This window comes from Vulcanisaeta souniana JCM 11219, from assembly GCF_026000775.1.
GTDB lineage: Archaea > Thermoproteota > Thermoprotei > Thermoproteales > Thermocladiaceae > Vulcanisaeta > Vulcanisaeta souniana.
The window spans coordinates 947,027-973,729 of the sequence record NZ_AP026830.1 but is presented as its reverse complement, the minus strand read 5'-3'; the positions used below and the strand labels follow the sequence as shown (position 1 = coordinate 973,729).

The 26,703-nt window shown below is 42.5% G+C and carries 26 protein-coding genes, 1 tRNA gene and 1 pseudogene; 15 read left to right on the top strand and 13 right to left on the bottom strand.

The genetic code is table 11. From position 1 onward, the window contains the following. Window positions 1-47 precede the first annotated feature (47 nt). Window positions 48-1,376: an APC family permease gene (locus Vsou_RS05230; RefSeq protein WP_188602357.1), complete on the top strand. Its 1,329-nt coding sequence runs from the start codon at window positions 48-50 to the stop codon at window positions 1,374-1,376. Here the strand turns inward: Vsou_RS05230 and Vsou_RS05225 are convergent. Next, window positions 1,351-1,992, bottom strand: a complete 642-nt coding sequence (locus Vsou_RS05225) for a potassium channel family protein (protein WP_188602358.1) — start codon at window positions 1,990-1,992, stop codon at window positions 1,351-1,353. The genes Vsou_RS05230 and Vsou_RS05225 overlap by 26 nt on opposite strands. Before the next feature lie 33 nt (window positions 1,993-2,025). Then, on the bottom strand, window positions 2,026-3,009 hold the full coding sequence (kdgK, locus tag Vsou_RS05220) for a bifunctional 2-dehydro-3-deoxygluconokinase/2-dehydro-3-deoxygalactonokinase (protein ID WP_264890791.1): 984 nt from the start codon (window positions 3,007-3,009) through the stop codon (window positions 2,026-2,028). Window positions 3,010-3,082: 73 nt separating this feature from the next. On the opposite strand from kdgK, the gene Vsou_RS05215 reads away from it, so the two are divergent. The 4 genes and pseudogenes from Vsou_RS05215 (at window position 3,083) to Vsou_RS05195 (ending at window position 8,081) form a co-directional block, all read left to right on the top strand. Continuing rightward, a tRNA-Val gene (locus tag Vsou_RS05215) sits at window positions 3,083-3,180 on the top strand. A 135-nt stretch (window positions 3,181-3,315) separates the two neighbouring features. Further along, window positions 3,316-4,878, top strand: a complete 1,563-nt coding sequence (locus Vsou_RS05210) for a hypothetical protein (RefSeq protein WP_188602360.1) — start codon at window positions 3,316-3,318, stop codon at window positions 4,876-4,878. A 386-nt stretch (window positions 4,879-5,264) separates the two neighbouring features. Beyond that, a pseudogene (locus Vsou_RS05200) lies at window positions 5,265-6,951 on the top strand (long-chain-fatty-acid--CoA ligase). 110 nt (window positions 6,952-7,061) lie between these two features. Beyond that, window positions 7,062-8,081 carry a potassium channel family protein gene (locus Vsou_RS05195; RefSeq protein WP_188602361.1) on the top strand — a complete coding sequence of 340 codons (1,020 nt, stop codon included), beginning with the start codon at window positions 7,062-7,064 and terminating at the stop codon, window positions 8,079-8,081. Here Vsou_RS05195 and Vsou_RS05190 read toward each other — a convergent pair. Genes Vsou_RS05190 through Vsou_RS05175 form a run of 4 tightly spaced genes read right to left on the bottom strand, consistent with a single transcriptional unit; the run spans window position 8,048 to window position 10,897 of the window. Continuing rightward, complete coding sequence (locus Vsou_RS05190) at window positions 8,048-8,752, bottom strand: uroporphyrinogen-III synthase (RefSeq protein WP_188602362.1); 705 nt, start codon at window positions 8,750-8,752, stop codon at window positions 8,048-8,050. The two genes, Vsou_RS05195 and Vsou_RS05190, sit on opposite strands and share 34 nt — an antisense overlap. Beyond that, window positions 8,737-9,702, bottom strand: coding sequence for an NAD-dependent epimerase/dehydratase family protein (locus Vsou_RS05185; protein ID WP_188602363.1), 966 nt, complete (start codon window positions 9,700-9,702; stop codon window positions 8,737-8,739). Before Vsou_RS05185 ends, Vsou_RS05190 begins: the two co-directional genes overlap by 16 nt. Before the next feature lie 5 nt (window positions 9,703-9,707). Further along, on the bottom strand, window positions 9,708-10,109 hold the full coding sequence (locus tag Vsou_RS05180; protein WP_054843202.1) for a hypothetical protein: 402 nt from the start codon (window positions 10,107-10,109) through the stop codon (window positions 9,708-9,710). 20 nt (window positions 10,110-10,129) lie between these two features. Further along, window positions 10,130-10,897, bottom strand: a complete 768-nt coding sequence (locus Vsou_RS05175) for a hypothetical protein (RefSeq protein ID WP_188602364.1) — start codon at window positions 10,895-10,897, stop codon at window positions 10,130-10,132. Between the two features lie 39 nt (window positions 10,898-10,936). Between Vsou_RS05175 and Vsou_RS05170 the strand changes: the two genes are divergently transcribed. The 4 genes from Vsou_RS05170 (at window position 10,937) to Vsou_RS05155 (ending at window position 14,007) form a co-directional block, all read left to right on the top strand. Continuing rightward, a complete protein-coding gene (locus Vsou_RS05170; RefSeq protein ID WP_188602365.1) occupies window positions 10,937-11,539 on the top strand; it encodes a sirohydrochlorin chelatase family protein in 603 nt (200 codons plus the stop codon). Continuing rightward, a complete protein-coding gene (locus Vsou_RS05165) occupies window positions 11,506-12,498 on the top strand; it encodes a cobalamin biosynthesis protein (RefSeq protein WP_229709669.1) in 993 nt (330 codons plus the stop codon). The genes Vsou_RS05170 and Vsou_RS05165 overlap by 34 nt, the downstream gene beginning before the upstream one ends. A 180-nt stretch (window positions 12,499-12,678) precedes the next feature. After that, the gene (locus Vsou_RS05160) at window positions 12,679-13,188 is read left to right on the top strand and encodes an Lrp/AsnC ligand binding domain-containing protein (protein WP_054843205.1); all 510 of its coding nucleotides are present in this window, start codon (window positions 12,679-12,681) and stop codon (window positions 13,186-13,188) included. Window positions 13,189-13,287: 99 nt separating this feature from the next. Continuing rightward, complete coding sequence (locus Vsou_RS05155) at window positions 13,288-14,007, top strand: cytidylyltransferase family protein (protein WP_229709670.1); 720 nt, start codon at window positions 13,288-13,290, stop codon at window positions 14,005-14,007. Window positions 14,008-14,651: 644 nt separating this feature from the next. Here Vsou_RS05155 and Vsou_RS05150 read toward each other — a convergent pair. Both Vsou_RS05150 and proS read right to left on the bottom strand, forming a co-directional pair. Continuing rightward, complete coding sequence (locus Vsou_RS05150; RefSeq protein ID WP_054843206.1) at window positions 14,652-15,407, bottom strand: hypothetical protein; 756 nt, start codon at window positions 15,405-15,407, stop codon at window positions 14,652-14,654. A gap of 37 nt (window positions 15,408-15,444) precedes the next feature. Beyond that, on the bottom strand, window positions 15,445-16,914 hold the full coding sequence (proS, locus tag Vsou_RS05145; protein ID WP_188602629.1) for a proline--tRNA ligase: 1,470 nt from the start codon (window positions 16,912-16,914) through the stop codon (window positions 15,445-15,447). Window positions 16,915-17,012: 98 nt separating this feature from the next. On the opposite strand from proS, the gene Vsou_RS05140 reads away from it, so the two are divergent. Next, window positions 17,013-17,216: a 4Fe-4S dicluster domain-containing protein gene (locus Vsou_RS05140; protein ID WP_229709671.1), complete on the top strand. Its 204-nt coding sequence runs from the start codon at window positions 17,013-17,015 to the stop codon at window positions 17,214-17,216. On the opposite strand, the gene Vsou_RS05135 is transcribed toward Vsou_RS05140, so the two are convergent. Next, the gene (locus Vsou_RS05135; protein ID WP_188602367.1) at window positions 17,213-17,920 is read right to left on the bottom strand and encodes a hypothetical protein; all 708 of its coding nucleotides are present in this window, start codon (window positions 17,918-17,920) and stop codon (window positions 17,213-17,215) included. The genes Vsou_RS05140 and Vsou_RS05135 overlap by 4 nt on opposite strands. A gap of 143 nt (window positions 17,921-18,063) precedes the next feature. Here Vsou_RS05135 and Vsou_RS05130 point away from each other — a divergent pair, with 143 nt between their 5' ends. Further along, window positions 18,064-18,795, top strand: coding sequence for an RIO1 family regulatory kinase/ATPase domain-containing protein (locus Vsou_RS05130; protein WP_054843208.1), 732 nt, complete (start codon window positions 18,064-18,066; stop codon window positions 18,793-18,795). A gap of 144 nt (window positions 18,796-18,939) precedes the next feature. Then, window positions 18,940-20,502: an N-6 DNA methylase gene (locus tag Vsou_RS05125; protein WP_188602368.1), complete on the top strand. Its 1,563-nt coding sequence runs from the start codon at window positions 18,940-18,942 to the stop codon at window positions 20,500-20,502. Between the two features lie 317 nt (window positions 20,503-20,819). Here Vsou_RS05125 and Vsou_RS05120 read toward each other — a convergent pair whose 3' ends face one another. After that, complete coding sequence (locus tag Vsou_RS05120) at window positions 20,820-21,338, bottom strand: DUF1947 domain-containing protein (protein ID WP_188602369.1); 519 nt, start codon at window positions 21,336-21,338, stop codon at window positions 20,820-20,822. Window positions 21,339-21,417: 79 nt separating this feature from the next. On the opposite strand from Vsou_RS05120, the gene metG reads away from it, so the two are divergent. Next, window positions 21,418-21,756: a methionine--tRNA ligase subunit beta gene (gene metG, locus Vsou_RS05115; RefSeq protein WP_188602370.1), complete on the top strand. Its 339-nt coding sequence runs from the start codon at window positions 21,418-21,420 to the stop codon at window positions 21,754-21,756. A 49-nt stretch (window positions 21,757-21,805) separates the two neighbouring features. Next, a complete protein-coding gene (locus Vsou_RS05110; RefSeq protein WP_188602371.1) occupies window positions 21,806-22,984 on the top strand; it encodes a M16 family metallopeptidase in 1,179 nt (392 codons plus the stop codon). Window positions 22,985-23,064: 80 nt separating this feature from the next. On the opposite strand, the gene cobB is transcribed toward Vsou_RS05110, so the two are convergent. The 3 genes from cobB to Vsou_RS05095 all read right to left on the bottom strand — a co-directional run bounded on the left by cobB (window position 23,065) and on the right by Vsou_RS05095 (window position 24,780). Beyond that, complete coding sequence (cobB, locus tag Vsou_RS05105; protein WP_188602372.1) at window positions 23,065-23,838, bottom strand: NAD-dependent protein deacetylase; 774 nt, start codon at window positions 23,836-23,838, stop codon at window positions 23,065-23,067. 83 nt (window positions 23,839-23,921) lie between these two features. Then, window positions 23,922-24,536, bottom strand: coding sequence for a glycosyltransferase (locus tag Vsou_RS05100; protein WP_054843209.1), 615 nt, complete (start codon window positions 24,534-24,536; stop codon window positions 23,922-23,924). A gap of 4 nt (window positions 24,537-24,540) precedes the next feature. Further along, on the bottom strand, window positions 24,541-24,780 hold the full coding sequence (locus Vsou_RS05095) for a hypothetical protein (protein ID WP_054843293.1): 240 nt from the start codon (window positions 24,778-24,780) through the stop codon (window positions 24,541-24,543). A 112-nt stretch (window positions 24,781-24,892) separates the two neighbouring features. Between Vsou_RS05095 and Vsou_RS05090 the strand changes: the two genes are divergently transcribed. Continuing rightward, window positions 24,893-26,635 (top strand): polysaccharide deacetylase family protein, encoded by a 1,743-nt coding sequence (locus tag Vsou_RS05090; RefSeq protein WP_188602373.1) that lies wholly within the window; start codon window positions 24,893-24,895, stop codon window positions 26,633-26,635. Window positions 26,636-26,703 lie beyond the last annotated feature (68 nt).

Genomic DNA, 26,703 nt, shown 5'->3' with positions numbered 1-26,703 from the left:
TATTGTTTAAAAACCATTGAAACCCAGGTAAAGTTAGTCTTCCCATAATGACCGAGAAGGTCACTTGGTTGAAGAGGGACCTAGGCACCCTGGAGTTGTTGGCGCTTGGTTACTCAGACGTGTCATCAACCTACTACTTCACACTCGGCATAGTGGCGCTCAATTCAGGACCTTTACTGCCGATAACAATGCTCCTGGGATCCCTATCCCTATGGCTAGTTGGCTTAGCGTACACTGAGTTCGGTAGCGCAATACCAAGAACCGGTGGTGCCTATTACTACATCCGCCGTGAATTGGGCAATACCTGGGGTTTCATCACAGGTTGGTTACTGAGTTTTGATCAAATACTAATGATTGCCTACGGCGCCTTAGGCACAGTTAACTACCTCAGCATAATTATTCCCACGGCCTCCCGATGGCCCATGAACTCCGTATTATCAATCCTAATCATAGTAATGATAATGATAATAAACATACTAGGGGTAAAGGCATCGGCGCGATTTAACCTAACCCTATTAATAATTGATCTACTTGGTATAATGACGCTATTGGTGCTTGGTTATTACATGGTAATTAGCCACGGAGTTATTATGCCTAGGTTACCATTCAATTACAATTACCTAACCCACGGATTAACATACTCACTTAGGGGTTACACTGGTATTGACGTGATAGCGCAATCAACGGGAGAAGCCGTGTCACCGTCTTTATCCATTCCAAGGGCTATAATCGGCGTGTCCGCGTTATCAACAGTAGTCGCGCTATTATTATCGTTATTAACAACATTATCAGGTGCATTGACCATAGTCTCTACTAACGTTGGTGACCCCATAGGCGCGCTGGCTGAATACCTACTTCACAACATATATTTATCCATCTATATCTCGGCGTCAATAGCTATAGTGCTCCTAATATCAGTAAATGCGGGTATTGTGGACTTCTCAAGGAGCATTTATGCAATGAGCGAGGACGGATTACTACCGAGGAGGTTAAGTAGTGTCAATGGTAGGTATAGAACGCCACACTTGGCGATAATAACCTCATCACTAACAGCAATGCTGTTCACGGCACCGGGAAGCGTTCAACTTATTGCGGACTCCTACGCAATAGCCTCGACGATCGTGTACTTAATGACCATGATAGCATTAATAGCATTTAGAAATAAGGAGACGCACTTAGTTCGTTACTTTAGAACGCCAGGCATAACCGTGAGACAAATGAAGGTGCCTGTTGTGTCAATAATTGGTATTATCGTTTACGTACTCTCCATTGTCCTCATAGTCCTAATCAAGTCAATATATGTACTGGTAGTATTAACGTGGTTACTCATAGGCCTATTAATATACCTCGTTAATAAATCCTCTCAACACACTTAATAACAGAGTCCGCAGCACCAACAAGTAATAGTTTATCACCAGCCTCGATCCTAAGCTCCCCATTGCTGATCACAACCTCATCACCCCTTATAACCAGTGGTATTGCCGCACCGCACCTCCTAGCCACATCCTTCACCTCCTGATTTATGTATGGCGACTCCGAACTGATCACGACATAGTATGCCTGCACCTTATCATCAGAGTAGAGTAATTGCTTAAACGGCAACCTTAGGTAATGGGCAACCTTTGACAAAACCGCATCAACAATAGGTATGGCGTAAACACCCAACTCAATGAAAGCATCCAGATACTTCTCCTTATTGCTAATCAATGCTATTATCACAGGAACACCCCTAGACTTAGCTACCCTAGCGACCTCAAGATTCATTGCATCATCCATGAAAAGCATGACAACCTCACTCTCATCAATGCCAGCATCCCTAAGGAAACCCTCATTCCTTGGATCACCAACATAAACATAGGCAGGAATGCCCCTCCCCAGCCTTGCCTCATCCTCATTACCCGCAATCATACTCACATCATAGCCATTACTAACCAATAACCTGGCAACCATAATACTAACATCATTGATCCCAACCACCAATGCCTTACGCACATGCATTAGGCAGGGCAGTGTTTAAAAACCGAATCACCTAAGGTCAACCTGCCTACCATAACCATCAAGAAACCTCCTCAAATCATCCTCCCTGGGCAGGTTCTCCTCATCACCCCTAACCATTACGACCATGGCGGCTGCAGCAGAGGCCCTCCTCATGGCGCTCTCCACGTCGTGACCCCTAAGTATTGACGCGAGAAAAACCCCAGCGTAGGCATCACCGGCACCTATTGGATCCTTAACAGGGACCCTAAAGGCATTCACCTTAATAACCCTGCCCTCCCAATATGCCATTGAACCCTTAATACCAAGCTTAAGCACAACCCTGTTAATCCCAAACCTCGAACGCAACTCCCTAAAGACATCATCAACAGCAGACACACCAAGTAGTAGGTTAGCCTCATCCTCATCGAGAAACACCACATCTGCAAAACCAAGGGCTTTTGACAATACATTAATTGCGTCGTCAATGTTGGCCCACAATTTCTTCCTATAATTAACATCGAATGATGTGATGATGCCCTTACCACGGGCAATCTCTAAACCCTTAAGTGCCGCTGACCTAGCGGTATCGCTAATGGCCATGGTTATACCTGTCGTGTGGAAAACTCTGGCGCCACCCACATAGTCAGGGTCAACATCATCGGGGCTCAGTGCCGAGGCCGCGGAACCCCTCCTGTAATAAAGCACATCACTAACACCAGGTATTGGGTAATTCCTCTGCACAAAGTAAATGCCCGTAGGCCTCTCAGGGTCAAACCTAATATGACCAACATCAACGCCTTCACCCCTAAGCCAATCATAAATGAATAGCCCAAACTCATCAGTCCCAAGCCTAGTTATCAACCCACAACTAACACCAAGCCTAACCAAGGCAACACAAACATTAGCCTCACTACCTGTTGCATGCTTCTCAAAGTAAGTAACGTGCCTAAGCGGCCCATCAGTAACGGCATTAAACTGAACCAGAGACTCACCCAAAGCCACAACCTCAGGCATTAAAACCATACCAACCATTCACTATAAAGGAATTACCCTCAATAAAAACGGGAAGCTAAAACCTTAAAAACAACACAGTTAATGAATCAACGGGCCCGTAGTCTAGCTTGGTAGGATGCCCAGGGGCTGATGCCCCGTACAAGCCTGACGCGCGGGAGATCCCGGGTTCAAGTCCCGGCGGGCCCACCAAGGCATCTTAAACATTAGACATTCTTGACGTCACTCCTTACTCAGGATGCATGTCCGTAAACAAATTCAAACTCACTCGAATCACTTTTACTGAACAGCCGGAGTATTAAAAAATCCGTTGTGCGATGCTAGTTGATGATTATGGGGATTAGGTTCAATAAATTGCTATTCACCGTACTGATCCTAGCAATCATAGCCGTGGCATCAATAATAGTCTTACCAACTTATAAGGCGTTCATTGGAATAAAACATGCAGGGGGCCTTACACGTGGTTACCCAGGGGTGTTGCAGATGATCGAGCCCATACCCATACCTAGAGGTGTTGAAGTTTTTGCTGTTGGTCCTCCAGGGTTCATCCAGGGTATTGTCAACGCCGGCATTCCACAGGGCATCATAACCCTCATAAACACTTCCAACATAATCAATGCGCCGTCTCAGTCGGTCATAGCCATTGACTGGACATACCTGTTTAATTACACGGGCAATAACATGACGATTACCACTGGGATACTGAAGCACCTACTCATTAATAGGGATATCATAGTGATCGGCATAAGTAATGTTAGCCAATTAATCACTGCGGAATTAATACTGGCCAAGGCATGGGCCAAGGCGTATAATGCGAGTGCCGTTGCCGTGCCCATGCCGAGGTACAGCATCAATAGTATGAGGTATGTATTAGCCGTGCCAATAGGCAGTAGGGCATTAATGATCGGGCCTGCCAACACTGCCGGCCTTAATGAGAGACTCATCACAGCATTGGAATTATTATATGGCGTAATTTCCACCATGCAGAATCAGGTAGACCCAGACGATCCCTGCTACGCAATGGCTAGTTCCCTCTCAGCACCAACCCAACAAACAACCAATGTAAATAATGGCTACTTCTTCTGGTATGGCCAGCAGACTTATAGTGATAGTTATGGCTATGAAACCGTTGATTTCTGCGTTGAAATTGGCCAAAACATTAATGAGGAGAATGGATATTACTACATCCCTGGGTATGAGTGGAACTTTATCGCATCAACACCAGCGCCTGGTGCGTATGTTAGTAGCCTATTATCGTTCACTGATCAGTACGCATCATACATGTGCACACAAGGTGTCATGGAACCTGGTGTATTTACGTGCTCGTATAGAAATACGCCGGTTGGTTGGTTCTCCTGGGCTGGCGATGACCCTGGCCCAATAAGCCCATCAACATCGACAAGCGTGAGCTATCAAGTAAGTATTGCCCTTGGCTTCTCGGCCACCGGACCCACTGGACAATTCGGTAACGCAATTACGGAAGGTTACACAGTTACTGATCCACCGATTGAGATAAACTTAACGGCTCCTCACTATACTAGTGCACCCAATGGAGGCCCTGTCCCCAATGAGACCTGGGTATTGGCACCAACAAACCCAACGGCCGCTGCCCAGCAGAATCAATTGGCTACTGAGATCCTTGGGCCTATGGTTATTTACCCATTCCTAACGACCCAGATCAACGTGCCTGCCGGCGTTCAAGCCGTGCTATATAGCGGTGGTGGTTCCTCATGTAATTATGAATCAGTCATATATGATATTCAATGGTTCATATTTTACCCATCACCACCCAATACGCAGTTTCAAGCAATAAACATTGGAACCTCCGGACCAAGCATGTCATCACCAAGTGGGTTCTATGTAACGGCGTACACGTCTAGTTGTCCTTAGTAACGATATACGTAGTGCCACGCCGTATTAAGTCCACCTCATCCCCTTAAATTCATGGCATTTTCCCATACTTAATTCCATTGTATTTTCTTCTTAAGGTTGTTGCTGGGTAAGTTTGTCATGGTATGGTATCGTTAATTTAATTTCATCCCTAGCATGATCATATTAATCACGGTATTGAGGATTTGAAATGCATTGTAGAAGACCCACCTTTCGCCTTGCTTAAGTCATTATTCTTAAAGTGGCTGGGGATTCTTGTCTATTAACCGTAGCGTTTTACTTAAGTTTAGATATTACTAATTCTTTTATACGCATAATATTTTATATGTAATATCCTAGGTTAGGCTCATAGATAAAACCTATAAATAAGAATGTGATATAGTATTATGCGTTTTATTAGGGGGTTTCCGTCAACCATGATGGATGATTATCCGTTGAATGTTCATGCAATAATAAGGCATGCCGCTTTATACTTTGGTGAGAATGAGGTTGTGTCTAGAGATGTTGATGGTAGTATTGTTAGGTTAACATATCGTGATGTTTATGATAGGGTTCAGAGAATATCTTATGTACTTGAGAATGAACTTGGTATAAAACCTGGCGATAGAGTTGGTGCCCTTGGTGTTAATACTCATAGGTATTATGAATTATACTACGCCGTATCAGGAGTTGGTGCTGTTTTCGTTGAGATGAATTTTAGGTTATCACCTGTTGAGATAGTGCATGTGGCTAATCACTCAAAGGTTAAGGTGCTCTTTATAGATGCTCCACTTCTAGCTCAATTTAAGGGTGTGATTCCGCAGTTTGGATATGTTGAGAAGGTCGTGGTAATGGGTAAAACTAATGAGCCTTTTGAGCTAGGTGGGTTAAGGGTTTATGACTATGAGGACTTAATAAGGAGTGGTGATAAAGTATGATTTCCCGTTTATTGATGAAAGATCTGCATGCGGTGCATGCTATACATCAGGTACTACGGGCATGCCGAAGGGCGTTTATTATTCCCATAGATCCTTTGTGTTACATACCATGGCTATTCACCAGGTATTTCCCATGAACCCGAGCGACCCACTCTTACAACTTGTTCCGTTATATCACGTTAATGGTTGGGGTATGTCCTTTGCAGCTACAATGGTTGGTGCAAAACTGGTCTTTCCTGGTATGTGGAGCACTAATGATCCTAAACCCATTATTGACTTAATGATTAATGAGAAGGTTACGCGGTCGAACGGCGTTCCCAGTATATGGATATCAATCCTTAATTACTTAAGAGCTATAGATCCTAAACCACACTTTAATATGAAGGTCGTGAGTGGCGGCTCAGAGCCGCCAGTGGCTATGATGCGCGACTTAAGTGAACTTGGTATTGAGGTTATACATGCATATGGATCCACAGAGACCTCTCCGCTTACCCATATCTACGTAATTAAGCCCAAGGTACTTAGTAGGATGAGGAATGATGAGTATTGGCCGCATAGGGCTAAACAGGGCTTGCCCATATTTCCCATGGAACGTAAGGTTGTTAATGAGTATGGACATGATGTTCCTTGGGATGGAAAGACACCTGGCGAATTACTTGAGAGAGGTCCCTGGGCCATTAGAGAATACTTTAACGATAAGAGGACGTTTGACTCATTCCATGGCGAGGGATTTGATATTTGGTGGAGAAGCGGCAATGCGGTTGTTATTGATGAGGATGGGTATATGAAGATCGTAGATAGGCTCAAGGATTTAATAAAAAGCGGTGGTGAATGGGTATCAAGTATTGATATGGAAAATTACCTAATGGCGCACCCAGCAGTTTATGAGACTACAGTAATTGGAGTGCCTTATCCAAGGTGGGGCGAGAGACCATTGACTTTCGTGGTCCTAAAACCTGAGTATAAGGATAAGAATAAGAATGCATTAAGGAAGGAGTTACTAGATCACTTGTCAAGTAGGTTTGCAAAATGGCAGCTGCCAGAGATATTATTTGTTGAGTCAATACCAAAGACGAGCACTGGAAAATTCGATAAGAAAGTGCTTAGAGATCAATATAAAGACTACTTTAGTAAGGAAAAGATTAATGAGATATAGTGATTTTAATATAATGACATGTGTTTTCACTTTAAATTGCGAATAATAAATAATGATATATTAGAAATTAAGTAATCTTTTAATAGGTCGTTAACTCATGGTAATTGTTTATGGTCATACCTATTACTGTTTTGAGGATTTTGAAAAGATTTCGTAGGATTGTCCGAAGCGTTATATTTTACTCATTAATTCTGTTCTTGGTTATTTTATTCATTGGTGCTTTTGTTATGTATGTAATTGAGTATGGTAAGAATCCTGAATTTAACAATTATTTTAATGCTGTTTGGTTTGTGATGGAGACCATAACAACCGTTGGTTATGGCGACATCGTACCTAACACATTCCTTGGTAAGGTGGTTGATATGGTGATCATGCCCGTGGGTATTGCCGTAATAAGCCTGCTGACGGCCTCGATAGCCACTGAATTAACTAATGTTGCGATAATGAGGAGCATGGGTCAACACACAACCTCAAAGGGCAAGCATATTGTTGTGATCGGTGATGTCGATAGAGCCTTGAGGGTTATTAATGTCGTTATCGATTTAATGAATAGGAAGGGTGAGATCGTTGATATTCTTTACTTAAATAATAGTGATAAGCCGTCATCATTACCTGCTGATGTTGAGTTTATTCATGGGGATCCATTCAATACTAATGACTTGCTAAGGGCTGGTGTTGATAAGGCCTCTACGGTAGTGATACTTCCATTTAATGATTCTGATGTTAAGACAGCCGATGCGAAGGTTATATTATTAATCATGAGTGTTAGGAAGCTGAATATTGATGCCCATGTGATTGCCGAGGTTCTTAATGAAGTTGATAGGGATTATGCGTTGAGGGCTGGTGCTAATTCCGTGATTTCACTGGGTTCCTTCACAACCATTATGATAGCTAATGAAGTCTTTGATCGTGGTTTATCATCAGTACTAATGAACATAATTAATAAGGGTAACCTGGGCCTAATTAAGGCCGATGAATATGTTGGATCGCGTTTCATAGATATCATGCAAGTGGTTAAGTCAAAGCTGAATTACCTAGTCATTGGCATAGTTAGGGGTAATGAGGTTATTCTCAATCCAGGTAATGATTTCGTAATTCAACCAAGTGATTCACTACTTATCATTAAGTGATTAATTAGTATTCTTAAAACACCGTTAAGCGTATATTCACCTGGCATTAATGCATTTATACCATCGCTCTTCATTCGATTCGCCGTAACCCTACCAATGGCTATCACAGTCTTACCCTTAAGCACGTTTTTAGCGCAATCCTTCATTGTTTCATAAGTCATGGAGCTCATGAAGACCACGTAGTCGACGTAGTTAATGAGCCTACATGCAATATCAACACTAATTGGGTCAGGTGTCAGGTCATAAATACCGTACTCAACTACGTAATAACCAATTCGCTGAAGCTCATTTTTCACATAGTCATTGCCCCTTAACGACCTCAGTATTACCACTTTTCCTCGTGGTAATTTCTTCATCATTTCAATAATGCCATAGCTTGAGAATTCACTGGGTACCTCGCACTTGACACCCAACTTCTCCATCTCATTGCATGTTTGTGGTCCTACACCAATGACTCTTACGCTATCACCCAACTTCTCTAAGGTGCTCCTTAGGTACTTTACCACTGTCGTACTCATTATGACCATGTAATTAGCATCCTCAAGGGATATCTTATTAATCACGTTCTCATTAGGCGTGATTTTAATGACAGGTATTTGTATAATATCAACGTCATCTATCGAGATTGGCCTTATCTTTCCTGACGCTCTAAGAACTAGGACTTTAACCATTTACCAACACCAAGCTCCTGTGATAAAGCCTTAGCTGTTGTCTCAATGGCATCCTTACTACTCATGCTTGGTCTCCAACCAACTTCCCTCACTATCTTATCTATGGATAATAACATTCGTTTAACATCTCCTGGCCATCCTCTGCCATCTGGTGTCGCTGGTCTGTACGTAATCCTCGGATTAAAACCTGACACTTTAACGATAATATTGACAATCTCCCTAACGTTTATTAAATCCCAATTACCCACATTATACACATAAATGCCACTATTCCTCGCTGCATGTTCCCAAGCCATTAATGTGGCATTTATTGTATCCGTTATGTATATATATGACTTCTCTTGAGTGCCGTCACCGAGGACCTCTAGCTCGTTTGGATCCCTCTTAAGTTTCATTAATAGATCGTAGATTATGCCGTGCCTAAGCCTGGGCCCAACAATATTCGCGTACCTAAGGGCCACACAATTAATTCCGTAAAGCCTAGTGTAGGTTCCGCACATTATTTCACCGGCTGTCTTGGCAGCTCCATAGACACTGATTGGTTGTATTGGGTGGTCCTCTGGGGTTGGTAGTACCTTGGCATCACCATATACCGTACTCGATGATGCATAGACTATGTTTTTAACGCCATACTTGCGGGATAATTCAAGAACATTGAATGTGGCTACGATGTTTTCGTCGAAGTGTATCCTTGGTTCAGTCACTGAGAGCCTAACCTCCGGATTAGCTGCCAGGTGAAATACCGAGTCAATGCCCTGGAATGCCTCAGGATTTCTCGGGTTCTTCAGGTCATCCTTGACAAAGGTAATTCTATCAATTACCTGCCCAAGCCTACCTAAGTCGCCGGAACTTAGGTTGTCAATTACAACCACGCTGTATCCCAACGAGACGAGCCTCTCGGTTAAGAAGGAACCAATGAAGCCCGCGCCACCTGTTATCAAGATCCTCATTTAAATCACCTCATTAGTAATGACCCGATTAAACCAATTATTAGACCAAGTACAAAACCGACGTTGCCCATGAAAAATTGAATAATCAGCAAAATAACTAAGGCTATCTTCATGGTTCTACCTGCACCAGGGCCCCTGCTCTGAAGAGCATTCACTATTATATATAGCATTACCAGGGTTAGTATTATTGATATTACGCCCGTTATTCCCATGAAGCCTAGTTGAAGGTACTTATTGATCTGTGATACATAGGTCTGGGGTAACACGGATGTTATTGAATTTATAATACCTGCATTTCCATAGTACAGGGACTGCAGGTAAACTAGAAACGAGGCATTTGCTAGATACAGCAATAGGCTGATTCCCATGAGTATGTGCCATGCCCTAACTCCCCTCGACTCACCCATTGCATTGCATATTGCTACTTTTAGGTTATAAATATTGCAATAATGATACCCGCAAGCATGCTAATGAAATGACCAAGTCGGTTTATACCAACACCGCCAATAATGAGCACTGGAGGTATCGGTATTAGCAGCCATATTGACTCATAGACCGTGTATAGTATTATCAAGAAATTAAGAAAATGCATTAACCTGCCTGGCCTTTTCACGGTATTTATTAATGACGCCATTAGGGTTAGCCCCATTAAGCCCATTGTCATTGCCGACAAGCCGTAGGTCACGATGACCCTATTGAACATTAATGATAAAACCACCGTGGACACACCAATACCGACTATTCCCGTCAGTATTCCAGCCAGGACATAATGCCTGAGTCTAAGCTCTAGAACGGCGATGGCAGTCACAAGAAGAAAGATTGGTAGTGTCCCAACGAGGTCCGTGGCGCTGTCAGGTAGTAATGAAAGAAACAAATAAGTAACCAAATACAGGGATCCTCTAAACAAGCTTTGTTTCATTTCAATAAGAGCCTTATTGAGAAATAGACTGGGTCTTATTAAGAATACTGACGCATAGCTGAGCAGTACTATTAGTATTATCGTGACCACGTAGGAATAACCAATACCCAACTTACCATGTAACTTACCAAGAGTGTATATGAAAAGCAGGGACATTATAAATTCAGGGAGTAATGCGTAGTAACTGGGTATTAATACGGCTATTAGCATTCCCATGGCCACGATAATGAGGACGGTCGGATAATAAAGCAACAATGTAGTGGTTCTGATCCTCATGGCACAACCTCCAACCCTATGCTAGTATTAAGCTTTAATATGTGTTACATTGTATGCTGGGGTGTTCATGCGAAAATAGTCATTGTTCTTCATGGATCTCGGGATAGCGAGTACGTGGATAGCGTAAGGCATTTCGCTGAAAGAGTTGGCGTACTCTATGCATTTGTTTCGTTATCCAGACCTTCAGTAAATGAAGCCGAAGGCGATGTGTATATACCATTGTTTATTGGATATGGTAAGGACTACGAGAGGGCAGTATCCATAACGGGCTTTGAGACACCCCCAGTACTAAGGTGGCCTCGAATTAAGGACTTCTTAATAAGCCTAGGGCCTGGTTTATACGTGTTTCACGGTGATCCTGACCCAAGGTTTCTTGAGGACACCAATAGGCTTGGTTTACGGGATATAGCGTTCCTAAAGATAAAACCAACACTAAGGGACTACATGAGCAGTCGCTGCCCGGGTAAGGTTATACCCGTGGTCCTAACCCACGGCGTTATCTATAGGGAGATACTGCGCACTGTCAACGAGTTATGCCCAGGCACGGAGGTGGTTAGACCGTTATTTGAACTTGAGACATTTATCTCCTACTTTAGGGAGAAAATGTCTTGGTTAGTGAGGAATACAAGGCCTGTGAGATGACTATGGGGAGCGCTGAGGTATTGATACAGTATTACGCGGCCATACTACTGACCTCGGTACTGATTGATTTAGTGTTTGGTGAACCTAAGGGCATTCTCATGAATATTCACCCAGTGATTCTCTGTGGAAGGATATCCTATAAGTTATTTAGGCCTTACGGTAGATTTTATGGCATTTTTCTGTGGTTCATATCGGTAATTCCAATTATGATCGCTTTCTACTTAATACCGCGTTTATTAATCATGGTAAACACTATAATTGGTATCGTAATTTATGCATATTTTCTGAAATTAACGTTTTCAATAAAGCTCATGAGAAACTACGCCAGGGAAATACTAAGGAAAGTTGAGTTAGGGAACTTAAATGATGCCCGTGCATTAACCCAGGAGATAGTTAGAAGAAACGTTTGGGAGTTGGATTACCAACACCTGGTGTCGGCAGTCATAGAAAGCCTTGCTGAGTCCTTTGTAGACGGCTTCCTTTCACCACTATTCTACTTCGCATTGTTCGGCTTACCTGGTGCATTACTACAAAGGCTTTCTAACACCATGGACTCAATGGTGGGTTATAAGGGATGGCCGTATGAACGCGTTGGTTGGTTCTCCGCAAAAATGGATACCATAGTGAATTATGTACCGGCCAGGTTATCCTCAGTGATAATCATGACTGCGTCAGCAATAATCGGCCTAGACTGGAAGGACAGTATGAAGACAGCCATTCTTGAGCACAATAGAGTTAGGAGCACCAATTCAGGCTGGCCCATGGCGTCCTTTGCAGGTGCGTTAAACATAATATTGGAAAAGGTCGGTGTATACAGGGTTAATAATAATGCGCAGAGTCCCAGCGCCACCTCACTGTGGCTGGCAATTAAATTATTTGACGCATCGATAATCATCTCATTGGCAATAATTTTAATAACATTGACGATTAGAGTACTCCTAGTATCTCTATTTATATAGGAGGGATTCCTTAAATTAATTAATTGATTTTTATATTCCACATTAAGTAAAGATCAGATTATTGACTATTATGTAATTAATTGACTTTATTTTTTACGGTAAGTTTTTTGATGGTCCACATATAATATTTAGGAATAACCTTTTTATACTAGTGTTATATGTTGATTTTGGTAGATTACTATGACTTCCATAACCACATCAAGTGGAGAGGTTACACCTGCGGAAATTGAGAGGCAATTAACAGAGAGACAACTCCAGGTTCTTCAGTACCTACTTAAGAAGGCTGTCCCGCTTAAGGTATACACGGTATACGCGGATCAGGATGAATTAGCCAGGGAGCTTGGAATGACTAGACAGGCACTCAGTGTTCACCTTAAGAAGCTCAAGGACTTCGGCTTAATAAGGACTGGCCGTGAGTTCGTTGATGTAACGGATAAGGCACTTAGGGTACTAAGGATGAGCTCCAATGAGGCCGTGATATTGGTTAAGGTGCAGCCTAGGTATAGGACGATAATATATGAAAAGGTTAAGGAATTACCTATCGAGAAGGCCTACAGGGTTTCCGGCGACTACGACCTAATACTGATAACCAGGGAGGTTAATGTCAATGACATACTACGCGTACTAAGTCTAATGGAGGGCATTGAAGACACAAAAACCTTCATATCCCTAGAAACACTTAGGGAATGAAACTTACTATTCTTGGTCATTACTGTTAAACCATACCATTTAACTCATCGTCTACCATATTAGAAGACTTATTAACCTAAGGGAATTAAGCACTACGTAATGACCATGGATTCGATAGACCCAATGGCCAAGATCGATGCCTACATAAGGAATGTGGCAAATGCACTTGACCAAATTGATAGGGAGGGCATTAAGAATGAGGTTATCGATATAGCGAGGGCATACCTAAAGGACTCCATGTACCACCTATCCAGGGGCGATCAATTTAATGCACTAGCAACAATAGCATACGCAGAGGGCTTACTGGATGCCCTGAGGATCCTTGGTATTGCTCACTTCAACTGGGACAAAACCAGTGATCTTATCAGGAAATCCCAAAATAAGGTATTTGTCGCCGGCACCTTCGAAATAATCCATCCAGGACATATAGCATATTTAAGGCATGCCTGGACCCTTGGCCGAGTCGTTGCCGTGATTGCCCGTGACTCAACGGTCAAGAGGATTAAGGGTAGGGATATTGTAATTCCCGAAGACCAAAGGCTAGAGGTTGTGAGAAACATTGTTTATGTCCATAAGGCTAGGCTTGGCTATGAGGATGACATGTTTAGGGTTGTTGAGGAGGAGAGACCAAACATAATACTGCTTGGCCCAAATCAACCCTTTAATGAAGATTCATTAAGGGAGGAATTGAGAAAGAGGGGTTTAGGCAATATGGAAGTCATTAGGTTTAATGACTATGTGGATTGCCCACTTTGCAGTACAACAAAGATACTCAAGGCCATAAGTAATAAGTTTAGCCAAGGTAATTCATTACCCTAATGTAAAGCACTTATTTAAAGGGGGCCTATTTAATGATCTATGCTTGGGCGAACCATACTTAAAACTAATATCTACACCCATAAACCTTACCGGTTATATGATAACTTTATTCATTATAGTCCTAACCTGGGTTTTATTCAACGTTATGACGTCTACGTTAATGCCAGTAACCTCCACTGAACATGTTACTGGGTCAGGTTGCTTGGTTAATAATTATTAATTATCTCCGTCTTTCAATTATTCTTTCTAATAATATTCATGATGGCCTACGTAGAGTTATAAAATTAGTTAAATGGTGTATGGCCCCTAATTACGGAGTTCGTAATATATAATGGCTATGTATCATTCCTGTCGTATAAATGGTAACGATTGCGGTATGAGGATTGAAGGCTTTAATCCATGTATCATTGAATACATACCTCCGGCGCAGGCTTTACCCCTTCACCATAGCCATCAATACCGCCTCCAACCTTTACTCCATACACCCACGCCTTGGCGGATCTGTGATTAGGACTAACTATGGCGTTGAGGAAAGCTTCTTATTCATACTGACATATCAATACCCATGATTGAAAGACACTTTAATGAGAATTAATTTGATCGATGCAGTGATTCCTTGAGGCTTCATTGAAGGATATAGCGGTTCATGGTATAAGTCCCTTTGTTATTTGTGAGAATCTATATTGATTGAATGTAAATGAGTAACTAAGCAGTGTCATGTTTATATTCATGACCATGTTACTGAGCCTACCCTGATACATTGGGTATAGGTATATTGTTATGTTGGTTGGTACACCATTACTTAAGACACATAGTTTAGTAACATTCATGGCAATGGGTATTCCCTGCAACTCACCCTGGGTTGACGTTAATGTTATTAATGCCGTGAAGCAGTAAGTTGTTTTACCATGCCAGGCCCCCTTTCCTACATACTTACTTTCATTCAGAGTAAGCATAATGTATTTAGTAAGGTTTACGTAAGGTGCACAATGAGTAGCTGTTTGATGTCCCATGAAGTTAAATTCCGTCGCATAACAGAGTTCATTATCGTACTTCCAAAGCACCAAGTTAAAGTTAATACCCCCTATGAAATGCCTGAATGTCAATGTACCGTTTATCACAGTCGCATCGCTCATTGGTGTTCTGGAAATTGTAATGGTGCCCGTCAAGGGTCCTGTCTGAAATGGAATACCTGATATGCCTGGAAATACATTGTTATTAATTATAAACATCGAACTAGCCATGAAATTGTACGTTAACGTGACATTCCTCGACAATAATTTCTTAGCATTTAAGAGTGCTGATTCAGGGCTTTCATTGATTGATACCGCTAGGTATGTAACTGCGACAGCGACCACTATTAATATGAGGATCACAGCAATCAATAACGTGGTCTTCATCAAGTCATTTAGTTCGCGAATTATTAAAAGTTTTAACTTAGTACCTTCTCGAGACCCTTAACCAATAATTCGCCTGCTTATCATTACACGCCAGATCCCTTAAACCACCAACTTCCCTAGTCGCATCCTCATCCATGGGTTTCCCCAATGCATCTGCATCAAGTAATTGCTGGATCCTCATCCCGCAATCATTATCACCACTCCATGGAACCTCAACAACACCACCCTCATCAAGCCTCCTCTTGGCCTCCTCAATAGTGGTGGCCTTGGTCGTCATTGACCTAAGGTATGACCACGATGATTCCCTTAAATCATCGTTAATTCTTCTTAGCAATTCCCTGACGGACTCGATGAGCTCGTTACGTGGGACCACGTATTTCTCCAGGGTATCCCTCCTGGCAAGCACAACTTGCCTATTCTCTATGTCCTTAGGGCCGATCTCTATCCTTAAGGGCACACCCATCATTTCCCAGTAATTATACTTCCATCCAGGCGTCCTGTCGATCCTATCATCGACCTTAACCCTGACGCTTGACGCAATGAGTTCCTCCTGTATCGCCTTGGTCTCCCTTAGGATCGCCTCCTCACTTCCCTTATACATTATGGGGACTATAACCACTTGTATTGGCGCTACGTTGGGCGGTAGCGCAAGTCCCTTATCGTCGCCGTGGATTGCGATCATTGCCGCAATGACCCTCTCGGATATTCCATAACTCGTTGTGTGCACATACTCCCAATCACCATTTGGCGTTAGGTACTTAACGTCGAAAACCCTTGAGAAGTTGGTGCCGAGGTAATGAACGGTGCCTATCTGCATTGTTTTACCATCGGGCATCACGGTGTCGAAGGCTATCGTATAGACTGCGCCAGCGAACTTATCCCACTCGGGCCTTTGGCTAATTAGGTAAGGTACACTCAAGTAATCAAAGATTTTCCTGTAGATCTCCACCGCTTCTCTAACTTGTTTCTCTGCGTCTTCCCTATCCGCATGCGCCGTGTGTGCCTCCTTAAACATTGATATTTCCCTGAGCCTAATCATGGGCCTTGTGGCCTTAGTCTCGGCTCTAAATACACTAACTATCTGATATGCCTTGAAAGGTAGATCCGTGTGGTCCTTAATCCATAGCTTGAACATGGGCATCATTGCAGTCTCACTGGTCGGTCTCAACACAAGTCTCTCCTCACTGGCACCACCCTTACTAACCCAGAAAACCTCGCTCTCAAATCCCCTAATGTGCTCGCTCTCCTTTGCGAGAAACTCGTAAGGTATAAAGACAGGGAATAAGACCTCCTGATGGCCCGTCTCGTCATGGACAAACCTAATGTAGGACTCAACCAACCTCCTGATTTTCACACCATATGGTCTCCAGACATACGCACCCTTCACTGGGTACCTAAAGTCATAAACCTCAGTCTCCATTATAACCCAGTTAAACCAGTCAGTAAAGTTCCTCCACTTCTCTCTAGGTCTCCTTTCCCCAGACTTAATGACTTGTAGTCTGGCAATAAAGATCCCCTCGACGATTGAGTAAGTAAGGTCTTAAAAGCATTGTGTCTATGAACAAACGAAATAATTATTTAAACCACGCCCATGGTATTTTTCCCGTGATTAGGCTTAGGATGAAGATTGAAGTCCTGAATAACTGCATTGGATGCGGTATATGCTGGACGGCATGCCCAAAGGGCGTGTTGGCAGGTAAATTAAGGGAAAGGGCCTATGTCCTCAATGAATCCCTATGTTCAGGATGCTACTCCTGCCAAGACAACTGCCCATACTCAGCAATTAAGGTAATACCTATTCAGTACTAATTCATGATTATCGGAAGGCCTGTCGACCTCACGAAATTGATATATTCCTGGTCACTAATGAGTCGTAGAAGCGCCTCCGTTAGGTCCCTACTCGTGACCACGTAATCCCCAATGTAGTTAATAATGTAATTCACAACACTTGCCAAGTAATTATTACTCAATCTACCACTTGATATAAGCACCATTAAATCAATGGGGGTCGGCACCAAGGGACCCAATAAAACTACATTACTTGATTTGGCGGTATTCTCCAGAAATTGTACATAGTCATCAACTACAACGGCAGGTTGATCAGGCTGAACCAAAAGGTCTGTACTGGCCATGTCCTCAAACAACCTTAGCCAATCCCCATAATCAACCTTACCACTCAACCTATACCTAATTATTAACTTGGCGATGCTAACACCCATATCCACAGACCTCCTAAACCTGTCAATGCTACCATAGCAGTTAAGCACTGCCGACGGCTCAGTGACCATGATCTCCCGTAGGAATTTGGGTACCCAACCAAGAAGCCTAGTGAATGAACCCCCAAACTCCCTGAGGAGTTTAATGGTATCGTTGGGATTTATTACGGCCAATCTGCAGAATTCCCGTGGTAATGGTAATGATAAGGACTTATAGCGTTTAACAACCATCATGAGTACATTCCTAAGCATAGGCATTGAGGCCTCAATCCTTGGTACATAGATTATTAAATCCATTAATCATTAAGTGCTGGTTGCTTGTTTATTAAGGGAAAATCGTCAGGAATACCCGAGTTCCTCATCATTTACTTAGTCTCAGAGGCCTGTCTTACTCATCAGCTGGGTTTGCTTATATTTAATGCATTAATTAAGTTATTTAGATGAACAATTACAATATTCTTGTTAGGGTTTGCGAACGTATTAATTGCCCAGGGAATTATCTAAACCTAGTACTGAGTGAGTTATCGAAGTTAGGCGTTACAGAGATCCTTAGTGACGGAGGCGTTGAATTCATGGGCGTTAGATTATTGGGCAAGGGCCAGAATAGCTTCGTGTTTAAGTGCCGCATTGATTATGACCACTACGCCTGCAAGATCAGGCGCTTTGACTCACCAAGACCAAACCTACTAAATGAGGGTAATTACCTAAGGCTCGCCAACTCCGTAGGTGTTGGCCCTAGGATAATTGATTACGCAGACAATGTGTTGATCATGGAGCTAATAAATGGACTGCCCATACAAAAGTACGTAATTACGGCAAGCCCAGGTGAATTAAGGGTAATCCTCAGGGACTTGCTTTGGCAATGCCGTAAATTAGACTCCATCGGCCTGGCACATAATGAGTTAAGTAGGCCTCAGGACCATATAATCATTAATGGCAGTAAGGCGTACATAATTGACTTCGAAAGCGCCAGCCTGAACAGTAGGGTTAGTAATGTTGCTCAATTAATAAACGCCTTAATAATGGGTAAAGGATTCATTCAGAGTCGCGTTAGGTCAGTCATAGGCGTGAACATAAACTTCGATGAATTACGCAACGCCATCAGGAGGTATAAAGCTACTAGGAGCAATACTGACTTCATCCATATACTCATGTTACTTAACCTTGGGTAGTCCATGGCCTAGGTTATGGAGTTAATTCATTTCAATAGATTTTTACCCTGACCCCATTACGCCCTAAAGGATGGACTTTAAATACAATGTAACTATAAAACTAAACCTAAGGATTTTATGGAAAACTGAGGATGGGGTGGATTGATGTATTTGATTGATGGGCAATATGAGGTTCAGAGGACTGTGGATAGGAAGGGTACTTCGTCGTATTACACGAACCGTGACGGCCTAGCCGTAATTAGGGACTTTCTTCAGGAATTGGGTGGGGAGTATAGGAGGGGTGTCATTATGGATCCCTTCGCAGGTTCAGGGGTTACCCTATCAGCTATTAATGACCTTGTTAAGCCCAGGAAGGTCGTGGCAATAGAGATTAATGAAGGCCCTTGCGAGTTAACCCGTAGGATTTTATCCTCGCTCTACAGCGATGTCGAGGTTATTTGCGGCGATGCGTTTAAGGTCGCATGGAGGTATAAGGCCGATGTCATTGTTACGAACCCACCCTTCGTTAGGTGGCACCTCGTGCGTAATAGGGATGAGTTACTGAGTATGATGGACTCGATGGGTTACGGAAAACTCATTGTTAGAAGGGACCCGGGTCTTCACGTCCTATCCTTCTTCCTAATAGACCACGTGCTCAGGGATGGTGGTTATGCAATCCTAGTGATACCAGCGTCCACCTTTTACACGGAGCAGGGTGAGGGCGTGAAGAGGTTGTTGAAGTTGAGGTATGACGTGATTGGTCTTGTGGAGAATAGGATGGGACCATCGTTTAGCGATGGTAGTGGCTTTAAGGAATTAATAATCTTCATTAAAAAGAGAGACGGATTATTAAGCTTCATTGATAGCTCAGGCATTGAGACGAATATTTACTATTATGAAGGAAGCTTAAGAAGGATAGGGACTGTGAAGCTACATAAGTTACCTGCCTTTGCAGATAGGAATTGGCTTAGTTTATTTAATTATGATAGAGCAAGTAGGCTTATTTCAATAATCGAGGAAGCTCTAGATAACGGTTTACTACGTTACCTAGGGAGACACGAAATAGTCAGGGGCGTTGAGATGTACGGCCCAGACTTCTTCTTCATACCGAATAGGTACTGGAGGATTATTGAGGAGTCCCGCGACTACGTGGTTATTGCCAATAACAATGAGCAGTTGGAGCTACCAAGGAGACACTTGATACCGTGCCTTAGGAGACCTGAGTATTACGAGGATGAGGTCTTAATTCGGGACCCTGGGTTTTACGTGTTCGCTATAAGCGATGAGCCAGGCGGTGACGCGCTAAGGTATGTTAAGTGGGGTGAGGAGTTGAAAGTGCCAGCCCTGAAGTTCGGCAATAAGTGGTACCGGCATGTGTGGATGCAGTTAAGGTCTAAGATGCCCTTCGGTCATGTGTTCATCCACGATAAGGTGGACCTAGCAAGGCACAAGATAATCGCCAACTACAGCAGCAAGCCCCTATGCGCCTCAAAGAACTTCTACATAATAAGAACTGATAACCCAATGATCGTGGCCTGGTACAACTCAACAATATTCAGGGAAATACTGACTGTATTCGGTAGGAAAATATCACAAACATGGACAAGATTACTGGAGGAGGACTACCTAGAAATACCAATACCATCAAAAATAATTAATATTGATTTGCATAACATAAATAATATTAACAATATTATAAATGAATACTTTATAATTAATAAACTGTAAAAATTAAGAACAACTAAATAGTAAGGTGGCAAAAACTAACAGGCCTCACCCCTTCTGGGCTGGGAAAAGGCCAAATTAATTATAACCTTCTCGTTTAGATCAATACCCATAGATCAACTGAGGATCAGTCGTAGATATATTAATTAATAATTGAACGTAATCACTAAAACAATGATCACTTGGGTAAATTAACCGTGGGAACAAGCACGCACCATGGATGCATGTAGGTATAGGCGCTCCAATAATTAAAAACCCATGATGAGGAAACGCCTTAGATTCCTCTAAAGAGAATAGAAGGTTAAGCGACTAATTCGATTCTATTGCTTGATTAATTCCTTTGCGAGACTCCACAGTTTATCATTAAGATGATGTATTACCTTAATGACCTTACCCTTAGTTGTGTTTCTCATTTCATCTACCGACATTAACGATACTCCAATGGCTATGTATCTGCCCTTTAGGTCCCTTATTAGTAATACATCACCGGTATTGAAGTTACCACTGATCTCCTTAATGCCTGGTCTCATTACATCAGCTCCGTTGACGATGTGGGGCACTGCGCCATCATCGACAGTAATCACTGGATAATTAGGCATATAGGCTGGGTTGATGTAGAAGTATGTTAGTAGTGGTATTATGTATTCCTTTGTGCCTGTGTCCATTTTTATCATTAGTTTAGCCACGAGTGGTTTATCATCTATTATGTACACGGTGACCGCCTCGTTTAATTCATAAACCTCGACCTTCTTGGCATTCCTGAACAATGACCCTAACTCACCCACTGCATTGCTTAGCTCCTTAATGTCCTTATTGCTGAGGAAGTATCTCTTAACCACATTTATTAATTCAGAGACCCACTAATAAGTGTTTAGCATGTGCCTCAATATTTAATAGTGAGTGCTTGAGGTGAGTACTGTGTCCGCAGAAATAATAACAAGGGCAGATTTTGAAAAAGTCGTGCTTAAGGTTGGTAAGGTGATACATGCAGAGAGGATTCAGGGATCAAAGAAGCTCCTAAGACTAGTTGTTGACATAGGTGATGAGAGGAGGCAAATAATTACTGGGCTTGCCGAGTTCTACAAACCTGAGGACTTAATTAATAAGTACGTTGTGGTTGTGGCTAACCTGGAGAACAGGAAGATCTTTGGTTATGATAGCCAGGGGATGATACTTGCATCATGTGATGAGAAGAACCCCACTATAATAACAATCGATAAGCCACAGGACGAACAAATAGGCAAGAGGGTTTGCTAAGGGGCATTTGTCTTTTAAGTTCCTGTTAAAATCGAAACCCTGGGTAGTAATGGAGTACCACGTCCTAGATAATGGACTTAGGCTAATTATGAATAGGACCGAGGCGCCCACTGTAGGTATAGCCGTTGGTGTTGGTATCGGCTCGATATACGAAGACAAAAACATGAGGGGTATAAGTCATTTCGCTGAGCACGTTGTTTACAGGGCTCATCCTAACATTGATCTAGAAATAGAGGGACTGGGTGGTGTATCTGATGCCTATACTGAGCGTACATTAACCATGTACTTGTTCGAAATTATACCAAGTGAACTAGAAAACCTGCTGAGACTAATCTATAGGTTACTTAGTAATAGAAAAATAGATAGTGAAGACCTGGAGAAGGAGAGGCAGGTAATTTTGTCGGAAATTAAGATGAGGAATGATGATCCCGGTACCTTGATCTATGACCTAGGTCCTAAATCGTTATTTGGTGATAGTGACTATGGCGACCCAGTCATTGGTACTGACGAAAGTGTTTCCTCTATAATGGTTAAGGACCTAATGGATTTCCTGGAGTCATATTATACGCCAGATAATACTGTAATTAGTATTTGGGGTCCTATAGGCATGCCAACTAATAAGATAACTGAAATATTCAGTGGATGGAGCGGTAAATCAAAACGCAAGAAGACGCCAACGATGGGTAGGGGAGCGCCAATAGTCATCAGAAAATCAGTGGATTCCGCCTATTTATCTTATTCCTGGTACAGGTATTTTAATAATCAGGATCCGTATATGGCTATGGTTAAGTCATCATTACTGGATTTCCATTTAGTAAGTGGGCTTAGCTCATACTTATTGTCTAGGTTCAGAAAAGGCGGCTTGACGTATGCAATAGACGCAGATAGGGATTTCCTGCCTAACGCATATTATTATCAAATAGTCATATCTGCAATTAACGAGAAAAGCATTGACATGGTTAAGGAGGAATTAACTAATGCCCTCCTGAACATTAACGAGATCTTTAATGACGAAGACTACCTAAGAAAGAGACTAAGGTACTTCAGGTACTTAATGAGCGATTACATGAGAAGACCTCTTCAAATAGCAGAGTCAATGACTTACATGGAACTAAAGTTGGGTAAACATAATATCGAGGAATTTAATAAATCGCTGGAGACTAACTTCAAGATGCCACTGGATGATTTATTGAGCAATGGTATATGGTCCCTAATAATCCCAGAGTAATATATCAATATTATGATGTCTCTGTATACATAAAGTTTACGTATACATTATTTCACCAACTAAGTATTACAAGAATACTATCATTTCATACTGAGTTTTTTCTTAACGGCATCGAGTAGTAGTGACATTGCATCCCCAGCCTTGCATTGAATAATCACATCAGCTATATAATCAAGCTCCGTGGGCTCCATATTAACTATGATCACCTTGCCACCCATCTCCTTAACAAACAACGGTATGTATGCAGCTGGATAGACAGATAGTGAGGAACCAACCACAAGAACAGCATCGCTCATGAGAGCCAACTCCCTGGCTCTTTCGAAATCCTTCACGGACTCACCAAACAATACAGTATCAGGCTTAAGAATACCACCGCATCCATCACAGAGCGGTGGTACTTGCCCACTATCTATCTTCTTAATCACTGCATCCATTGGGTATGTATGACCGCATGCAAGGCATACGGCTCTCCTCATGGTGCCGTGAAGCTCAATTACATTATTAGAACCAGCCGCCTGGTGAAGACCATCGATATTCTGCGTGATTATGGTCTTTATTATTCCCATTTTCTCAAGTTCCGCCAGTGCTATATGCGCCCTGTTTGGTTTTGCCGTGAATAACGTACTCAATCTCATCCTGTAAAACAACCAGAACTCCTTGGGGTGTTGTAGGAAATAATCTATCGTGGCGATCTCCGGGTTGTACTGTCTCCACAGCCCTTGAGGACCCCTGAAGTCAGGTATGCCTGACTCCGTGGAGATTCCAGCGCCTGTAAAGGCAATTGCATGATGAGCATTTACTAGGATATCCGCCGCCCTCTCTACGTTTTCACTATTGCACTGTGTCTCATTCATGATTAACCACTTATGGTTTCTAGCCATAACTTAATAAGCATTTATAATGCTTTAGGTATTTATATACCATAAGAGGCTAGGCATTATGTGCGTGATGAACTGACGACGGACTGACCATGATGTACGCGTTGGTGGCTGATATCTTTATATATCGCTTCAATATCATCAATTGACTTTGCTTCCATGGCATTTATACCATAATCCCTACCCAGGGATTCATATGTGGGTCTATTGTGAGCGATCGCGTAATTTGCCGAGGAAAAGGCATATTTTTCCCAATCCCTTATTGTTAGGTTTATTAGGTTCATGGCGTTGCCGGATCTAAGTGGTTCAGTTGAGTATACACTGGCTATGTAGGGTACCTTAAGCCTTTGGGAGATAACCCTGGCTATCACTGAGGCTATCCAGTCATGGGCATGAATAAGCTCCATGTCCCTAGGTATCACATATGGTATCCTGGACAGAACTTCAACGAGTAGGAAATGCATGTAGGCAACAACATCACTGAACCACCTATCTATTACCGTACATATGCGTATGTTCCCATCCATGTAACTACCCTCAAAACCTGCCGGGTGCACCAGATAGATTTCGTGATTACTTGATAATTTGATCACCAAATCCCTAACTTGGATTGCTAATGATCCTACGGTTCTATGCGGCGGATACTCAGTGGTAATATGGAGTACCTTAACCACGGGATTAGCAGTATATACTGCTTAATTTAATTATTGCAGTCGAGGTTAGGTGTACGGAGTCATTGATTGTGTTTACGTAACCGAGCACCTTGAGTCTATCGACTATACTCCGAACCTCGTCTACCCTTAGGCCAACTATTCTGGCTAAATCATCAAGCTTAACAGCCCTTTCCCTGTCAATTGCAGCTAATGAGTGAAGGGCCTGCATTATGTTCCTTATCTTCGATTCGTAACCAACTTCCACAGAGTAGTTTTGATCAATTTTCTCATTAATAAATTTCTCTGTTCTTGGATCATTTATTAAGAATTGAAAAATCAAAAGCATTTATATAATCATTAATTAACAGTGAGGATTAGTGTCGATAGAGTTAACAACAAATAAGGTGCTTTATGAACCCAATGAGGATATATCCATAAACATAGTAGCCAGGGGGCTAATGGGTGGGGAGGACATAGAACTAATGATAATCAAGGATTCGCGGGAAGTAATAAAAAGAATGATGCAGGTAATACCCCCTGAGTCAGAGATAGTGGATTACATAAGGTTAAGTGAAGGTGGGGTTTATGAAATAATCGCCAAGTGCTGCGGAATTGAAAGCAAGACACCCATACTCGTAGCAGAGAGACCGGAGTCGCCCGTGAGGTTCGTCATGGTCTTTCATAACCATCAACCGATCCATAAGTACCCCAACGGTGTATATCACGGACCCTGGGCATTCCAACACACCTGGTCCCCAGAGTTCTATCCACTTTATGATGTAGGTCCTTACCTATTACACGCTAGGTTGGTGAATAGGTACAGGGTCTCCATAACGTATAACCTAAGCCCAAGCCTACTATGGCAATGGAACGATTTAATAAACAACGGGGTCTTCATTGAGGGTAAGGACTCCATTGAGTATATGGGTCCCTGGGACTCACGGGCAGTCCTAATCAAGGAGGCCCTTAATACCTACTCTAAGTTGGCTAGTGACGGCGTTATAGAGGTACTAACAAGTTTTCTTGCGCATCCAATAGCAGGCTACCTAATTGAGAAATACGGTATAAATGAACTGCTCCGGTGGGAATTGAGCATGGGGAAAGAGATCACCAAGAAGGTGCTGGGCATTAAGGCCATTGGCATGTGGCTACCCGAGTTATACTTTTCTGAGAGGTTGAGGGATATACTGTGTAACGAGGGCATTGAGTATGTGGTACTTGATGGTGTTTATCACCTTGGTGAGAACATTAAGGATAGAGGTTCACTCTATAGGATTTATAGACATGATTGCTTGGCAATACTCTTCCGAGACACCGCACTTAGTGATTTATTGAGTTTTCAATTAAATAAGGCGAGTAATGCGCAGGAAGCTGATGTCAATGCGCGGAGATTAATAATTGAACTTATGATGAGGGCCAACTACGCCAAAAACGGCACCATAACGATGGCGCTAGATGGCGAAAACTGGATGATATTACCATCACCAAATCCATACGCAGCCCTACTCCTTGAGAAAATACTCATGTATCTATCACGCTCTAAGGCAGATGGTTATATAATGCCCATAAAGCCGTCAACATTAATTAAGGAAGCCAATGAGGAAGTTAGGGAAATACCAACAACCTCGTGGCTGGGTTCACCCACGAAGTGGGTTACCGAAAGAGCCGATGTTCAATCGAGGCTTTGGACCATAGTTCAAATAGCCATAAGTAAGTGGAGGATTTATGAGGAGGTCTTCGGTGAGGATGAGGATTTAATGATGTCCCTAGCAATGGCCCTGGATAGTGATTACTACTGGGCTGAGTTTGTTAACATTGAACATGTTGGCAAGTGGGCCTACTATACCATAAAGAAGGTGGATGATTCCCTTGATTCGCTGGCCATGAAGATACAACAGAAGGATAATCGTACAGAACTCATGGTCAGTAATAGGTGGTTTAAAGACGCTAACTTAATAATAGGGATTGAGATGCCTGAATCATACATGGAGCAAGGCATTAAGATCCCTGTTAACTCGTCAGAGTATGTAAAATTAAATGGACTTAGTAACATCACCGTATCAATACTGACGCCAAAAACGAGAACACTAATCAAAAAGCCAATTAGAATCTGGGTTTAACTCTTCCTGTTTCCGTCATTCAGCACCCATATTAACCTAAACCTAAGTCTAGCCATGTTTCATTCATT

Coding starts and splice junctions, on each gene's coding strand:
- Vsou_RS05230 (WP_188602357.1), top strand. CDS start 48: ATGACCGAGAAGGTCACTTGGTTGAAGAGGGACCTAGGCACCCTGGAG.
- kdgK (WP_264890791.1), bottom strand. CDS start 3,009: ATGGTTGGTATGGTTTTAATGCCTGAGGTTGTGGCTTTGGGTGAGTCT.
- Vsou_RS05210 (WP_188602360.1), top strand. CDS start 3,316: ATGATTATGGGGATTAGGTTCAATAAATTGCTATTCACCGTACTGATC.
- Vsou_RS05195 (WP_188602361.1), top strand. CDS start 7,062: ATGGTCATACCTATTACTGTTTTGAGGATTTTGAAAAGATTTCGTAGG.
- Vsou_RS05190 (WP_188602362.1), bottom strand. CDS start 8,752: ATGGTTAAAGTCCTAGTTCTTAGAGCGTCAGGAAAGATAAGGCCAATC.
- Vsou_RS05185 (WP_188602363.1), bottom strand. CDS start 9,702: ATGAGGATCTTGATAACAGGTGGCGCGGGCTTCATTGGTTCCTTCTTA.
- Vsou_RS05180 (WP_054843202.1), bottom strand. CDS start 10,109: ATGGGTGAGTCGAGGGGAGTTAGGGCATGGCACATACTCATGGGAATC.
- Vsou_RS05175 (WP_188602364.1), bottom strand. CDS start 10,897: ATGAGGATCAGAACCACTACATTGTTGCTTTATTATCCGACCGTCCTC.
- Vsou_RS05170 (WP_188602365.1), top strand. CDS start 10,937: ATGTGTTACATTGTATGCTGGGGTGTTCATGCGAAAATAGTCATTGTT.
- Vsou_RS05160 (WP_054843205.1), top strand. CDS start 12,679: ATGACTTCCATAACCACATCAAGTGGAGAGGTTACACCTGCGGAAATT.
- Vsou_RS05155 (WP_229709670.1), top strand. CDS start 13,288: ATGACCATGGATTCGATAGACCCAATGGCCAAGATCGATGCCTACATA.
- Vsou_RS05150 (WP_054843206.1), bottom strand. CDS start 15,407: ATGAAGACCACGTTATTGATTGCTGTGATCCTCATATTAATAGTGGTC.
- Vsou_RS05135 (WP_188602367.1), bottom strand. CDS start 17,920: ATGGATTTAATAATCTATGTACCAAGGATTGAGGCCTCAATGCCTATG.
- Vsou_RS05130 (WP_054843208.1), top strand. CDS start 18,064: ATGAACAATTACAATATTCTTGTTAGGGTTTGCGAACGTATTAATTGC.
- Vsou_RS05125 (WP_188602368.1), top strand. CDS start 18,940: ATGTATTTGATTGATGGGCAATATGAGGTTCAGAGGACTGTGGATAGG.
- Vsou_RS05110 (WP_188602371.1), top strand. CDS start 21,806: ATGGAGTACCACGTCCTAGATAATGGACTTAGGCTAATTATGAATAGG.
- cobB (WP_188602372.1), bottom strand. CDS start 23,838: ATGAATGAGACACAGTGCAATAGTGAAAACGTAGAGAGGGCGGCGGAT.